We start from the raw sequence: 16333 nt of genomic DNA, 5'->3' as shown, positions 1-16333 counted from the left end.
TTCGGCATCACGTCGAGCGAATTCTCGGCACACCTGCCGACTGCGACCGAGTGGATCGAGATCGACGATCCGGCGTTCGCCGATACCGTGGCCGAGCAGTCCGACGCGCCGATCACCGATGCCGACCGGCTCGCGCCGCTCGCGATCGACCACGCCGCGTACATGATCTACACGTCCGGATCCACCGGTCTACCGAAGGGCGTCGTCGTGACGCACAGCGGTCTCGGTGGTGTCCTCGACGCCGCGACCGATCTGTACCACCTGGACTCGGACTCCCGCTTCCTCCACATCTGTTCACCGAGCTTCGATCCGTCCGTACTGGAATGGATGGCGGCGTTCTCCGAGGGGGCGACGCTCGTCGTCGTGCCCGCGTCGATCATCGGTGGCGAGGACCTCGCAGACCTTCTGAAGACCGAGCAGGTCACGCACACCATCATCACGCCTGCCGTTCTGGGCACTGTCGACCCGACGGGAGTCGACAGCCTGAAGGTCGCGTCCGTCGGTGGCGACGTGACCACTCCCGATCTGCTGGCCCGGTGGGCGGTGGGACGCAAGTACTACAACGGGTACGGCCCGACCGAGACGACCATCATCTCGACGTTCGCCGAGTTGCGTCCCGGTATGCCGATCACCGTCGGCCGTCCGATTCACGGCATGTCGGCTCTGGTGCTCGACGCCCGGATGAACCCCGTTCCGGTGGGTGCCGCAGGTGAGCTCTATCTCGCGGGCGGCGCACTGGCCCGTGGTTACCACGAGCGCAGGGATCTGACGTCGACGCGCTTCGTCGCCAACCCGTACGGTGCCCCCGGCGCCCGCATGTACCGCACCGGAGACATCGTCCGTTGGACGTTCGGTTCCGACGCGGTGTTGGAGGACCCGGCAGCAGTCAACATCGAATTCGTCGGCCGCTCGGACTTCCAGATCAAGATCCGTGGCTTCCGCGTCGAACTCGGCGAGATCGACACCGCTCTCGTCCAGCACGACAGCGTGTCGTTCGCCGCCACCGTCGGACACGAACAGGCCAACGGCACGATGGCTCTGGTCGCCTATGTCCTGCCTGCTCGGGATGCGGTCGTCGACGTCGACGAGCTGTCGGCCTTCGTCGCACGCTCGCTGCCGGCACACATGGTGCCCGCCGCCATCGTCGTGCTCGACCAGGTTCCGCTGACTCCGGTCGGCAAGTTGGACCGCGCGGCGCTGCCCGCGCCGGTGTTCGAGCAGCAGGCGTTCCGTGCTGCGGGCAACGAGGTCGAGTGGATCATCGCCGAGGTGTTCGCCGACGTCCTCGGCGTCGAGCAGGTCAGCGTCGACGAGTCGTTCTTCGCACTCGGCGGAGACAGCATCGTCTCCATTCAGCTGGTGTCGCGAGCACGTGCGCGTGGCATCTCGTTCACTCCGCGCGATGTGTTCGAGCGGCGCTCGGTGGCCGGGTTGGCCGAGGTGGCAACAGTTCTCGGCGACGCAGAAGAGCGTGAAGTCGTTGCCGAACTTCCCGGCGGCGGCGTCGGACTGCTCGCTCTGACGCCGATCATGCACTCGATCGTCGACGGTCCTGGCGGATTCTCCCGTTTCGCGCAGTCGGTCGCGGTGACGCTGCCGACCGGCATCGAACGCGAGTTGCTCGAGCGGTCCATCACTGCGGTGGTCGACCACCACGACGTCCTGCGTGCAGTCCTCGAACGTGCCGAAGGCGGAGAGTGGACGTTCCACACCCGTGAACCCGGCACCTGCGACGTCGACGGGATGATCACCCGCGTCGAGCTGGACGCGTCGATCTCGGACGACGACCTTCTCGCGCGCGCCGAGCACGAACTCGACGCCGCGAAGGACCGGCTCGATCCCGAGTCGGGATGCATGCTCGAGTTCGTCTGGTTCGACTTCGTGTCGGATGTCGACGAGACCCCACGACCCGGCATTCTGCTCATCGTCGCTCACCACTTCGTCGTCGACGGCGTCTCCTGGCGAATCCTGTTGCCGGACCTGGCCATTGCGTGGGGCCAGGCAGCTGCCGATCAGAACGTCGCGCTGGCACCGGTCGGCACGTCGATGCGTCGGTGGGCGCACGGCCTGGTCGACGCGGCACACGACAGTGCGCGCGAAGCCGAAGTCACGTGGTGGACCGAAGTTCTCGCCGGTTCGGATCCGATGCTCGGAAGTCGTCGATTCGATCCGACTGTCGACACGCTGTCGACGACCGATCGAGTCGACGTCGAACTGTCGGAGACGGTCACCGAAGCAACTCTCACGACGGTGCCCGCCCGATTCAACGGCGGTGTCAACGACGGCCTCCTCGCAGCACTCGTCCTGGCGCTGACCGAGTTCCGCGCACGTCGCGGCGTCGAATTGCCCGAAGCGCTCGTCAAGCTCGAAGGGCACGGACGCGAAGAATCGATCGTGCCCGGTGCAGACCTGTCTCGAACGGTCGGCTGGTTCACCAGTGCGTACCCCGTTCGCTTCGACGTCCGCGGGATCGACGTCGCGGCTGCGCTCGCCGCAGGCCCGTCGATGGGTGCCGTCGTCAAGGCAGTCAAGGAGCAGTTGCTCGCGGTCCCCGACAAGGGAATGGGCTACGGCCTTCTGCGCTACATCAACGGCGAGACGTCCCACGTCCTCGAATCTGCCTCTGCCGCACCGCAGGTCAGCTTCAACTACCTCGGTCGGGTCAGCACGGAGGGCATCTCCGAGGAGCTCACCGGTGGTGCGTGGTTGCCGAACCGCCTGCTCGCGGACGTCGGTGCACCCGGCGACCCGGATATGCCTGCCAACGCGACGATCGACATCAACTCGGCCGTCGTCGACACTGCAGACGGTCCGCGCCTCACCGCGAGCTTCACGTACCCGCAGGGTGTGCTGTCGCGCTCGGACGTCGAGGAATTCGCGGCATTGTGGTCCGACGCTCTCGGCGCGTTGGCCGAACACGTGGCAGGTCCGGATGCAGGCGGCCTGACGCCCTCGGACATCTCGCTGGTGCCGGTGTCGCAGCGCGACATCGACGTCTGGGAGTCCGGCTTCGCAGGCGTCTCCGACATCTGGTCGCTGGCACCGCTGCAGTCCGGACTGTTGTTCCACGCACTCATCGCGACCCAGTCGCTCGACGTCTACACGATGCGGGTGTTGCTGGAGCTGACCGGCGACGTGGATGCGGACCGGCTTCGCGGCGCGTCGCAAGCACTGCTCGACAGGTACCCGAACCTTCGGACCGCGTTCGTTCAGAATGCAGACGGCACGTCCGTCCAACTCGTCCTCGACTCGGTCACGGTGCCGTGGCGTGAGCTGGATCTGAGCGATCGCCCCGCCGACGCGCGAGAGGCCGAATTCGAGGCCGTTCGTGCCCGCGACAAGGCGGAGCACTTCGAGCTGACGTCGGCGCCGCTGATGCGCTTCACGCTCGTGAAGATGGCCGAGGGCGATTACCGCTTCCTCGTGTCCAGCCACCACCTGCTGCTCGACGGCTGGTCCTCGCCGCTGCTGATGCGAGACCTGTTGGCGCTGTACGCACTTCGGGGTGACGCGTCGGCGCTCCCGCGGGTGCGCTCGTACCGCAACTTCCTGGCCTGGGTGGCAGAGCAGGACGCGTCGGTATCGCGGCAGAAGTGGGCCGAGACGCTCGACGGCGTCGAAGAACCCACGATGCTGTCGTCCGTCGACCAGAACCGTGCGGTGTCCGCGGACGCCGACGAGCTTTCCCTCGATCTGAGCCCGTCGTTGTCGTCGGCACTGCAATCCTCGGCCGCACGTCTCGGCGTCACGCTGAACACGATGGTGCAGGCAGCGTGGGGCATCCTGCTCGGACGCACCCTCGGCAGCGACGACGTCGTCTTCGGTGCAACGGTGTCGGGCCGCCCGGCAGGACTTGCCGGTGTCGAGTCGATGGTCGGGTTGTTCATCAACACCCTGCCGATCCGCGTTCGCGTCGACGGGCACGAATCCGTCGAGTCGTTGCTGACCAGACTTCAGGGTGAGCAGGCGGATCTCCTCGATCACCATTACGTGAGCCTGGGCGAGATTCAGCGTGACGCGAAGATCGGTGCGCTGTTCGACACGCTCACGGTCTTCGAGTCGTACCCGGTCGACGAAGCCGGACTCGCGGAGCAGGCGAAGAACATCGACGGCATGTCCGTCGCAGGGGTGGCTCTCGAGGACGCCACGCACTACCCGCTGACGCTGCTCATCGCCGTCGACAGCCAGGTGCACCTGAAGCTGAAGTACCTCACCGATGTGTTCGGCGCAGCCGACGTGGCATCGATGATGGGCAAGCTGGAGCGCATCTTCCAGGCCATCGCAGCCGATCAGGCTCAGCCCGTCGGCGACATCGATCTGATCGACGATGCCGAGCGGGTGTTGTTGGCTGGGGTGAACGACACTGCACGCGTGGTGGATTCGGCGGCGACGTTGGTGTCGTTGTTCGATGCGCAGGTCGCGGCGTCGCCGGATGCGGTGGCGTTGGTGTTCGAGGGTGAGTCGCTGTCGTACGCGGAGTTCGATGCTCGGGCGAATCGTGTTGCGAGATATTTGATTTCGCGGGGTGTGGGTNCGGCGACGTTGGTGTCGTTGTTCGATGCGCAGGTCGCGGCGTCGCCGGATGCGGTGGCGTTGGTGTTCGAGGGTGAGTCGCTGTCGTACGCGGAGTTCGATGCTCGGGCGAATCGTGTTGCGAGATATTTGATTTCGCGGGGTGTGGGTCCGGAGTCGTTGGTGGCTGTGGCGATGCGTCGGTCGTTGGATTTGATGGTCGGTTTGTATGGCGTGATCAAGGCTGGTGCGGGGTATGTGCCGGTGGATCCGGATCAGCCTGGCGAGCGGGTGGCTTACATTCTGGAGACGGCCGGGGTGTCGACGGTGTTGTCGACGTCGCGGGATGGCTTCGCCGCTGATGGTGGGGGGGGTGGGTTGGACGGGATGTGGGGGTCGACGCCGGAGGCGTTGGCGATGCGTCGGTCGTTGGATTTGATGGTCGGTTTGTATGGCGTGATCAAGGCTGGTGCGGGGTATGTGCCGGTGGATCCGGATCAGCCTGGCGAGCGGGTGGCTTACATTCTGGAGACGGCCGGGGTGTCGACGGTGTTGTCGACGTCGCGGGATGGCTTCGCCGCTGATGGTGTGGATGTCGTTCTCGTGGACAAGGTCGAGCTGGGCGGGTTCTCCGATGAGCCTGTGTCGGATGCGGATCGGGTCCGGCCTCTGCGCCCTGAGCATGTGGCGTATGTGTTGTTCACTTCGGGGTCGACGGGTCGGCCGAAGGGTGTGGCGATCAGCCATGCGGCGATCGTGAATCGTCTGGTGTGGATGCAGGCGGAGTACGCGCTGACCGATTCCGATGTCGTTGTKCAGAAGACGCCGGTGACGTTCGATGTGTCGGTGTGGGAGTTGTTCTGGCCGTTGCAGGTCGGTGCGCGGTTGGTGGTGGCGCGGCCGGATGGTCATCGGGATCCGGTGTATTTGGCGTCGTTGATGCGGGATGAGCGGGTGTCGGTGGCNCAGAAGACGCCGGTGACGTTCGATGTGTCGGTGTGGGAGTTGTTCTGGCCGTTGCAGGTCGGTGCGCGGTTGGTGGTGGCGCGGCCGGATGGTCATCGGGATCCGGTGTATTTGGCGTCGTTGATGCGGGATGAGCGGGTGTCGGTGGCGCATTTCGTGCCGTCGATGTTGGCGGTGTTCGCGGGGGAGCCGTCGGCAGCSGAGGCGTCGGGTSTGCGGTGGGTGTTCGCCTCTGGTGAGGCGTTGCCGGTGGCGACGGCGCGGTCGTTCGCGGCGGTGYTKCCGTCGGCTCGGTTGGTGAATTTGTATGGTCCGACCGAGGCTGCGGTGGATGTGACGTTCCACGAGTACACCTCGGATGATGTTGCTGTTGTTCCGATCGGGCGGCCGGTGTTCAACACGCGGGTGTATGTGCTCGATGGCCGGCTGCGTGCGGTGTCGGTGGGCATGGTGGGTGAGTTGTATCTGGCGGGTGTGCAGTTGGCGCGCGGGTATTACGGTCGTCCGGATTTGTCGGCGGATCGGTTCGTGGCGGATCCGTTCGATGTGGGTGGTCGGTTGTATCGGACCGGGGACCTGGTGCGCTGGACTGCGTCGGGTGTGGGTGAGTTGTATCTGGCGGGTGTGCAGTTGGCGCGCGGGTATTACGGTCGTCCGGATTTGTCGGCGGATCGGTTCGTGGCGGATCCGTTCGATGTGGGTGGTCGGTTGTATCGGACCGGGGACCTGGTGCGCTGGACTGCGTCGGGCGAACTCGAGTACATCGGTCGTAGTGATTTCCAGGTGAAGTTGCGTGGTCTGCGTATCGAGTTGGGGGAGATCGAGTCGGCGCTGTTGACCGACGACGCTGTTGCACAGGCCGTCGTCCAGGTCCGCGGCGATCGGTTGGTCGGGTATGTCGTCGCAGCAGTGGATCGTTCGATCGACGTCGATGCGCTGCGCGCGTCGGCGGGCCGGTCGGTACCGGAGTACATGGTCCCCGCGGTGATCCTGGTGCTCGACGAGTTGCCGCTCGGGCCGTCGGGCAAGCTCGACCGAAAGGCGTTGCCGAATCCCGTGTTCGAGGTCCGGCAATTCCGCGAACCGACGACGGACACCGAGGTCGCGGTCGCTCGCGTGTTCGAGGAGATACTCGGTGTACCGCGCGTGGGTCTGGACGACGACTTCTTCGCGCTCGGCGGCAATTCGTTGGTCGCGACGCAGGTGGTGTCCCGGCTCGGTGCTGCCCTCGATGCCCAGGTGCCGGTCAGAGCCATCTTCGACGTCTCCACGGTCGAGGGCCTGGCGGCACTCCTGCATGGCAGCGTCGGAAGCGGCGGTCGAGTGCCGCTTCGTGCCGGTCGACGACCGCGTCGCGTTCCGTTGTCCCTTGCGCAGCAACGCATGTGGTTCCTCGACAGGTTCGATCCGAACTCCGCGGCCTACAACATTCCCATCGTCGTCAGGCTCCGCGGTGGAATCGATGCGGATGCACTCGGGTCGGCGATCGACGACGTGCGCGGACGCCACGAGTCGTTGCGCACCGTCTATCCCGACGTCGACGGCGTCGGTCATCAAGTGGTGCTTCCGCTGTCGTCGTCGGAGTTCACGCTCGGCGTGGCCGAGTGCACCGAAGCGGATGCGCTGCAGGACATCCGGCTGCTCGTCGTCCGCGGGTTCGACCTGGCGAACGAACCGCCGTTCCGTGCCCACCTGTACCGGATGAGCGAGACCGAGGACATTCTCGCTGTTGTCGTGCATCACATCGCCGCCGACGGCTTCTCGATGGGACCGTTGATGCGGGACATCGTGACGGCCTATGCCGCGCGCATCGGTGGTCGAGCGCCGCAGTGGCAGAACCTGTCGGTCCAGTATGCGGATTACGCTGTGTGGCAACGAGACATGCTCGGTAACGAATCGGATCCGAACTCCATCATGAGTACGCAGATCGCGTTCTGGAAGCGGGCTCTCGACGGGATCCCCGAACAGCTCGACCTACCGACCGATCGCCCACGTCCGGTCACTCTGACCGAGCATGGAGGCATCCACGCCTTCGGCATCGACGCGGCGCTGCACAGATCGATCGTCGCCCTCGGGCTCGAGGTCGGATGCACGCCGTTCATGATCGTGCACGCTGCGTTCGCGATCACGCTCGCGCGGTTGTCGGGAAGTGACGACATCGCGATCGGCACTCCCATCGCCGGACGCGGTGAGCGGGCGCTGGACGACGTGATCGGCATGTTCGTCAACACGCTCGTGCTGCGCACCGCCGTGCCGTCGGGCATGGCGATCTCCGACCTGTTGAGTTCCGTCCGCGACGTCGATCTCGACGCCTTCGCACACGCCGACATTCCGTTCGAGAGGCTGGTCGAGATTCTGGACCCACCTCGATCGACGGCGCGCCAACCGCTGTTCCAGGTGATGCTCGCATTCCAGAACCTCGAGCGCACCACCGTCGAACTTCCCGGCCTCAGTGCGGCAGGCGTCGAACTCGAGACGGGGCTCGCCAAATTCGATCTGTACCTGACGATGTCGGAGGAGTTCGACGCGTCGGGTGAGCCGATCGGCATGTTGGCACAGTTCCTGTACCTCACCGACCTGTTCGACGAACCGACAGTGGTGCGCATGGCACGGCGGTTCCTGCAAATTCTTCGGACCATCGTGAACGACCCGTCGACGATCGTCGGTGACATCGACGTCGTCGACGACCACGAGCAGCAGTTGGTGCTGCGGGAATGGAACGCCACCGACGTGGCGTCGGCCGACGAATTGCTCCTCGACCGGTTCTCCGAGCGGGTGCAGGCGACGCCGGACGCCGTTGCGCTCACCTGTTCGGGCGAGTCGATCAGTTACGCGCAGTTCGGTTCTCGGGTGAACCAGCTCGCCCGCGTTCTGATCGGAGAGGGCGTCGGACCGGAATCCGCTGTCGCAGTGACTCTTCCGCGTTCGATCGACATGCTGGTCGCGATCTACGCAGTGGTGACGGCGGGAGGCGCGTACGTTCCCGTGGATTCGACCCAGCCGGCCGATCGAGTCGACTACGTACTGGGCGCCGCGAGCGTGTCCGTGGTGTTGGCGGCCTCGAACGACGTCGTCCCGTCCGGGATCCGGCGCGTCGACGTCGATACCGTCGACCTGAGCGGCATGTCCGGTGCACCGGTGACGGACGAGGAACGGACTGCGCCGCTGCGACCGCGCCATCCCGCCTACGTCTTGTTCACGTCCGGATCGACCGGGCGACCGAAGGGCGTCGTCGTCGACCATCGTGCGATCGTGAATCGATTGTCCTGGATGCAGGCCGAGTACCGGCTTCGCGTCGACGATGTCGTGGTGCAGAAGACGCCGGTGACATTCGACGTGTCGGTGTGGGAATTGTTCTGGCCGCTGCAGATCGGAGCCGAACTCGTCGTCGCAAGGCCCGACGGCCATCGCGACCCGGCCTACCTGGCTGGATTGTTCGCCGAAGAGTCGGTCACCGTCGCGCATTTCGTTCCGTCGATGCTTGCGGTGTTTCTCGCCGGACCTGCCGTCGACGCCGTCACGTCGCTACGCTGGGTGTTCGCATCCGGTGAGGCGCTTCCGGCGGCCACGGCGGGAACCGCACGGGAGCTACTGCCGTCGACTCGTGTAATCAATCTGTACGGCCCGACCGAGACCGCGGTCGACGTGACGTATCACGAGTTCGTGCCGTCCGACGTCGTGGCCGTGCCCATCGGACGGCCCGTGTCGAACACGCGATGCTTCGTGCTCGACGGTCGATTGCACCCGGTGCCACCGGGAGTGGTCGGCGAACTGTACGTCGCCGGAGTGCAGTTGGCGCGAGGCTACGTCGGACGCCCGGAGCTCAGCGCCGATCGATTCGTCGCCGATCCGTTCTCCGCCAAGGGTTCTCGGATGTACCGCACCGGCGATCTCGCACGGTGGAATCCGCACGGCGAACTCGAATACTTCGGCCGACGCGATTTCCAGGTCAAGCTCCGTGGCCAGCGCATCGAACTGGGCGAGATCGAAGCGGCGGTGCTCGCGCACGACGGCGTCGGCCAAGCCGTCGTGGTACTGCGCACGGACGCCACTGTCGGTGACATCCTCGTCGCGTACGTCGTCCCGAATCCAGGACGTGTCGTGGACCCGGTCGAGGTGCGTCGTACGGCGACCCGCGGGGTGCCCGACTACATGGTGCCCACGTCGGTGATGGTCGTCGAGACGCTGCCGGTCGGGCCGACCGGCAAACTGGATCGACGTGCGCTTCCGCGACCGATCTTCGAGGTCAAGGCCTTCCGGCCGCCGTCCACGCCGATCGAGGAAGTCGTCGCGGCGACGTTCGCCGACCTGCTCGGCGCCGAGCAGGTGGGTCTGGACGACGACTTCTTCTCGCTGGGCGGCAATTCGCTGACGGCGACGCGCGTCGTCGCGCGGTTGTCCTCGGCGCTGAACGCGGACGTCTCGCTCAGATCGGTCTTCGAATCTCCCGGCGTCGAAGCCCTCGCCGCGCGCATCGAAATGCACACCGAACCGGCGCACCGCGTACCCGTTCACGTTCGACGAGACGTACACGCACCCGTCCCGTTGTCGCTTGCGCAGCAACGCATGTGGTTTCTGGGTCGACTCGACCCCGAGTCCGCCGCCCACAACGTACCGGTGACGATTCGGCTCGCCGGAGAACTCGACGTCGATGCGTTCACCTCGGCGTTCCACGACGTGACCGCTCGGCACGACATACTGCGCACGGTGTACCCCGACATCGCCGGGGTCGGGTACCAGGTCATCGAGCCGGTGTCGGACAGTTCCGTCGTGCTGCACATGGAGGACATCGATTCCGCGACGGTCTCCGCTCGGGTCCTCGAGCTGGTCGGCGCACCGTTCGACATCACTGCGGCCGTACCTGTCCGAGCGACGCTGTTCCGCGAATCGCCGACGATGCATGTGCTCGTCGTCGTCGCCCACCACATCTCGGTGGACGGCTATTCGATCGGGCCCCTGACCCGGGATCTCGTGCGCGCCTACGCGGCACGGGTGATCGGGCAGGATCCCGGGTGGGAACGTCCGGCGATCCAGTACGCCGACTACGCATTGTGGCAACGCGAAGTGCTCGGCTCGGAAGACGACCCGTCGTCGATCACGTCGACCCAGATCGACTACTGGACACGCCAACTCGCCGACCTTCCCGACGAGATCGAACTCCCGGCCGATCGCCCGCGCCCCACGACGGAATCGCACACGGGCGCAGTGGTGACGGTGTCGATCGACGCCGAGGTACGTCGCCGGGTCACCGACGTCGCGCATGCTGCAGGCGCGACGCCGTTCATGGTCGTGCATTCCGCGCTGGCCGTACTGCTGGCACGGTTGTCCGCGTCGGACGACATTGCCGTCGGCACACCGGTGGCCGGACGCGGCGAGTCCGAACTCGACGACATGATCGGCATGTTCGTCAACACACTCGTCCTGCGGACCCGCGTCGACACGGGCGCATCCTTCGAGGACGTGCTCGACGAGGTGCGGGAGAACGACCTGTCGGCATTCGCTCACGCGGACATACCGTTCGAGAAGCTCGTCGAAGTTCTCGATCCGAATCGTTCGCGCGGACGGCACCCGCTGTTCCAGGTGATGCTGACGTTCCAGAATCTGGCGACCACTCTGCTGGAGTTGCCGAATCTGACCGTCAGCGGCATGGAGTTCGATGCCATCGCAGCCAAGTTCGACCTGCAGGTGACCGTTGCCGACGCGTATGGTTCGGGCGGCGACGTCGACGGATGGGCTGTCGAATTCACCTATGCGACGGACCTGTTCGACGACGTGACGGTTCGGGGCTGGGCCTCGGCTTTCGTGCGGCTGCTCACCGCATTCGTCGAGAAGCCGGGCACGGTGGTCGGTGACGTCGACCTCACCCCGCCCGACGAGCTCGACATCATCGTGAACCGTTGGAGCATTTCGGGACCGGAGGAGCTACCGGTCTCGGCGACGCTGGCCGAGGCGTTCGAAACGGCGGCGACGCGCTGTCCGGACCGCGTTGCGGTTCGTCACGGCGACGAATCCTGCTCGTACGCCGAACTTCTCCACCGAGTGCATGTACTCGCACGTCGTCTGACGGCTGCGGGCGCACGGCCGGAAACACTGGTGGCCGTGGCACTTCCGCGATCGATCGATCTGGTCGTCGCGCTTCTCGCCGTCGTGATGTCGGGAGCGGGATACCTGCCCGTCGACCCGTCGTACCCGAGGGAACGCATCCATTTCATGCTCGACGACGCCCGGCCCGTCGCCGTCGTCGCATCCGGTGACGATCTCGACTTCGGAACGTTGCCTGTGATCGATCCGTCGGAATCGACACCGGAGACCGACGGAGCCGTCCGGGGCGAGGTGCGGGTGCCGGTGTCGTCGGGCAACACCGCCTACGTCATCTACACGTCGGGTTCCACGGGACGACCGAAAGGCGTCGTCGTCACGCACGACAACGTGCTGCGGCTGTTCGCCGGGACATCCGCGGCGTTCCGGTTCGACGAGAACGACGTGTGGACCATGTTCCATTCCTACGCGTTCGACTTCTCCGTGTGGGAGATGTGGGGACCGTTGCTGCACGGCGGCACGCTCGTCGTCGTCGACTACTTCACGTCCCGTTCCCCGGAAGCCTTCCGTGAGCTGCTGGCCACCGAGAAGGTCACCGTCCTGAATCAGACGCCGTCCGCGTTCCACCAACTCGCCGAGGTCGATCGGGTCCTGCCCGCGGTCCCACTTGCACTGCGCTACATCGTGTTCGGCGGCGAGGCGCTCGAACCGCGTCGTCTGCAGAACTGGATCGAGCGCCACGGGGACGGCACCGAGGACGCCGACGGACGCGTCGGGCCCGCGCTGATCAACATGTACGGCATCACCGAGACCACGGTGCACGTGTCGATCCGCCGGATCACCGCGCACGACACGCGGTCGGCGTCGATGATCGGGGTACCGATTCCCGGGCTGCGCATGTACGTCCTGGACCGACGGTTGCGTCCGGTGCCGATCGGCGTCGCGGGCGAGCTCTACGTCTCGGGTGGACAGGCCGCACGTGGGTACGTCGGGCGCTCCGGGCTGACGGCGACGCGCTTCGTCGCGGACCCGTTCGACGGTGACGGCGGAGTGCTCTACCGAACCGGTGACCGGGCTCGATGGCGTCGGGCGGAGTCGACCGGCGAGCTCGAGTATCTCGGACGTACCGACGATCAGGTCAAGGTGCGGGGATTCCGAATCGAGATCGGCGAGGTCGAAGCGGCGGTCGCGGCGCAGCCGTCGGTGGCGTCGGTGGCCGTCGTCCTGCGTGAGGACTCACCGGCCGGTGTGCAGCTCGTCGCCTACGTCGTGCTCGGCGAGAACGAGGAGCTGGAACCGGAGAATCTTCGTCGAGGCGTCGGCACCTGGGTGCCGGACTACATGGTGCCGTCGGCGTTCGTCGCGGTGGAATCGATACCACTGACAGTCAACGGAAAGCTGGATCGGTCGGCGCTGCCCGCGCCGGTTCTCGTCGAAACCGCCTTCCGGGCACCGTCGAATCCGATCGAGGAAGTCGTGGCCGACGTCTTCGCGGACGTCCTCGGGCGGCAGCGCGTCGGAGCCGACGACGATTTCTTCGCCCTGGGCGGCAACTCGCTGATCGCGACCCGCGTCGTGTCGAGGCTCGGTGCGGCGCTGGACTCACGCGTCGACGTGCGCACCCTGTTCGAGGCGTCCACGGTCGCCGAGCTCGCGGCCAGACTCGAGACGGCCGTCGGCGACGACGATCGGCCAGCGCTCGGTGCACGCACGCGACCGGACACCATCCCGTTGTCGCTCGCTCAGCGTCGAATGTGGCTGGCCAACAGACTGGATCCGACGTCGGCCGCCTACAACATCTCCCTGGCACTTCGGATGAGCGGAGATCTCGACGTCGACGCGCTGATGTCTGCGATCACCGACGTCATCGCTCGTCACGAAACGTTGCGGACGCGGTACCCGGACGTCGACGGCATCGGCACTCAGGAAGTACTGCCCGTCGCGGACGTCCTGTCGCTCGTCGGGCGCGAACATGTCGACGCCGATGACGCGGCGGATCGTGTGCGACAGCTGGTGGATCACCCGTTCGACGTCGCATCGTCGGTGCCGCTGCTCGTGCGTGTGCTCGAGATGTCCGGCAGCGAGCGCATCCTGGTACTCGTCGTCCATCACATCGCGGCCGACGGGTTCTCGATGGGGCCACTCACACGCGACCTCATGGCTGCGTACGCGGCACGTGCGGTAGGGCGCGTACCCGAATGGGCGCCTCTCACCGTGCAATACGCCGACTACGTGCTGTGGCATCGGGACGTTCTCGGCGACGCCGACGACCCGGCGTCGATCGTGGCGACCCAGGAATCGTTCTGGCGCAGCGCGTTGGCCGGCCTTGCCGAGCAGGACGGTCCGACGCCGGATCGGGTGCGTGTGGGGGCACCGACGGGTATCGGTGCCACCCATGAGTTCGCGATCGGCAAGGCCTTGCTGACCGCGCTCGACGAGGTGGCGCGCAGCCACAACGCGACGTTGTTCATGGCATTGCACACTGCCGTCGCGGTACTGCTCGCACGGCTGTCGGGGAACGACGACATCGCGGTGGGCACCCCGGTGGCCGGGCGCGGCGAATCGGCACTCGACGACGTGGTCGGCATGTTCGTGAACACGCTCGTGCTGCGTACGGACGTCGCGGCCGACGCCACGGTGTCGGACGTCCTGACGGGCGCACGGGAGGTCGATCTCGACGCCTTCGCCCACGCGGACGTGCCGTTCGAGCGCATCGTCGAACTGCTCGACCCACCGCGCTCGGAATCGAGGACACCGTTCTTCCAGGTCGTCGTCGCACTGCAGAATCACGGAACCTCGTGGCTCGATCTGCCGGGACTGTCGATCTCGGGCCTCGCCTCGGGCACCCAGACGGCCAATTACGACCTGCAGTTCGTGTTCTCCGACGGCGTAGGGGAGGACGGCACCAGCGCTCTCACCTGCTCGATCGTCTACGCCACGGACGTCTACGACCACGTCACCGTTCGTAGCCTCGCGGAACGGCTGACGCGGGTACTGCGCGTCCTGACCGAGTCACCGGACACCGTCGTCGGCGACATCGACGTGCGCACCGAGGCCGAGCGGACAGAGCCGGCCGTCGACGCACCCGCCGTCGCGCCGCGTCGGAACGTCCGTCTGCTCCCGCAGACGATCGAGGCTGCCGTCGATTCCGAACCCGACGCTCCCGCCGTCGTCACCCACGAGACCGAGGTGAGCTACGCCGAGATCGCCGCAGGCGCAGCCCGTCTGGCGCGATACCTCGTCGCGCGCGGAATCGGGCCGGGAGACCGCGTCGCCGTCGACCTGCCGATGTCGATCGCTTCCGTCACCGCGGCGTGGGCGGTGTGGTCCGCGGGCGCTGCGCTCGTCGTAGGGCCCGCCGACTCGGCGGACACGCTCGTCGTTCACGCAGGCGCCGACACCCGACGCGGCTCGATTGCTCTCGAGGATCCGGTCACCGCCGACTCGATCGCCGGGCAGTCGAGCAGGCCGGTCGATTACGCGTCACGAACTCGCACGCTGCTGGCCGACGACGCGGCGATGATCGTCGTCGACGAGCTGGGCGAGACCGTACTGACCCACGGCGACGTTGCGACACGAGCGCTCGCGGCGGTGGATACCTGGAAGCTGACGTACGAGTCTCGAATCCTCGTCGTGGACGAGTCCGCCGCCGCGCGTGCGTGGGACGCATTCGCTGTTCTCGCCGCGTCCGTGACAGGCGCCTCGATCGCTGTCGGGGTGCCGGGCGGTAGCGTCGCGGACACCGTCGAGCAGCTGTGGGTGACGCATCTGTTCGCGCCGTCGGCGACGGAATTGGACCCTGACATTCTCGACCTGGATGCGGTGATCGAGACCGACGCCGCCCGTCCCTGGGCTACTCAGCGGGCGCCGCACACACCAGCGGGTGTGTCTCGGCGTAACTGGGGTCAAGGGCAGTGCTGATCATGTGGGCGACGTCGGGATCACGCGTCAGTCCCATGTGCGACGCCTGGTTCGCCGGGCAGACGTCCTGAACCCATTCGTTGGTGACCTGCCCGCTGCCGCCGTCGTCGAGGAACGTGCGCTCGGGAGGAGTCACGACGGCGTCGTGGCGCGTGGCGATGACGGTGTATTCGACACCTGGCATGACCTCGCTGCCTGCGTTGAGCTGCTTGAGGAGCGGCGAACCGATGAGCTGCTGAGTGCCTGCCACACCGAAGATGAGCTGCGACGTCACGTCACGCGGTAGCCCGAGGGAAACCCCGACGAGGTAGAGCTGCTGCAGACCGGCGAAATTGGTGCCGTGATTCGTGGCGCCGAGGGTGATGACGCGATGCACCTTGTTCCGAGCCGGGTCGGCCGCGTCGGCGCCGCCGTTGAACTTCAGGTACTGGCGCGCGAGAGTTCCGCCCTGCGAGTGACCGATGAGATCGACCTGGGATGCGCCGGTGCTGGTCAGAACCGAATCGACGAACCGGTCGAGCTCCGCGGCGGACTTCGTGATGTCGTCGATGCCCCAGACGAGTCTGCTGTGGTCCCACATGACCGGCATCGCGCCGTAGTTGAGCGCGAAGACGCAGTAGCCCTGCGATGCCAGCTCGGGAGACAGCGTCGGCCAGCTCTCCTGCATGTCGGTGTCGGTGCCGTGAATCAGAACCACCGGACGAGGGTGCTCAGGTGACGGTGTGCACGACCAATCGTTCGAGCCCGCAGGAGGCACACCCATCTGGTCGACGAACGGTGGAGGACTTGCGGCCGCGCTCGGCGCGGTCACCAGTGCTCCGGCGCCGAGGAGAAGCAGCAACGATGCGAGTAGCGAGTAGGTCCTGCGAAAACGGGCCGTACCGCGAAAACTCAA

2 protein-coding genes (1 of these 2 cut by a window edge) are annotated in these 16333 nt (G+C 66.2%); one reads left to right on the top strand and one right to left on the bottom strand.

Annotated elements, in window-relative coordinates; genetic code table 11:
- A protein-coding gene (locus A3K89_RS25035) for a non-ribosomal peptide synthase/polyketide synthase (RefSeq protein ID WP_157105446.1) crosses the window boundary here: on the top strand, window positions 1-15438 show its 3' portion. It extends 11229 nt beyond the left edge of the window; 15438 of the gene's 26667 nt are visible here — the last part of the coding sequence; its start codon lies off the left edge, out of view; it ends in the stop codon at window positions 15436-15438.
- Here the strand turns inward: A3K89_RS25035 and A3K89_RS25030 are convergent.
- On the bottom strand, window positions 15371-16333 hold the full coding sequence (locus tag A3K89_RS25030) for an esterase/lipase family protein (protein ID WP_243636920.1): 963 nt from the start codon (window positions 16331-16333) through the stop codon (window positions 15371-15373). The genes A3K89_RS25035 and A3K89_RS25030 overlap by 68 nt on opposite strands.

Origin of the sequence: Rhodococcoides kyotonense (assembly GCF_001645385.1) — a bacterium.
GTDB classification, from domain to species: domain Bacteria; phylum Actinomycetota; class Actinomycetes; order Mycobacteriales; family Mycobacteriaceae; genus Rhodococcoides; species Rhodococcoides kyotonensis_B.
This window is presented reverse-complemented; position numbering and strand designations above follow the sequence as displayed.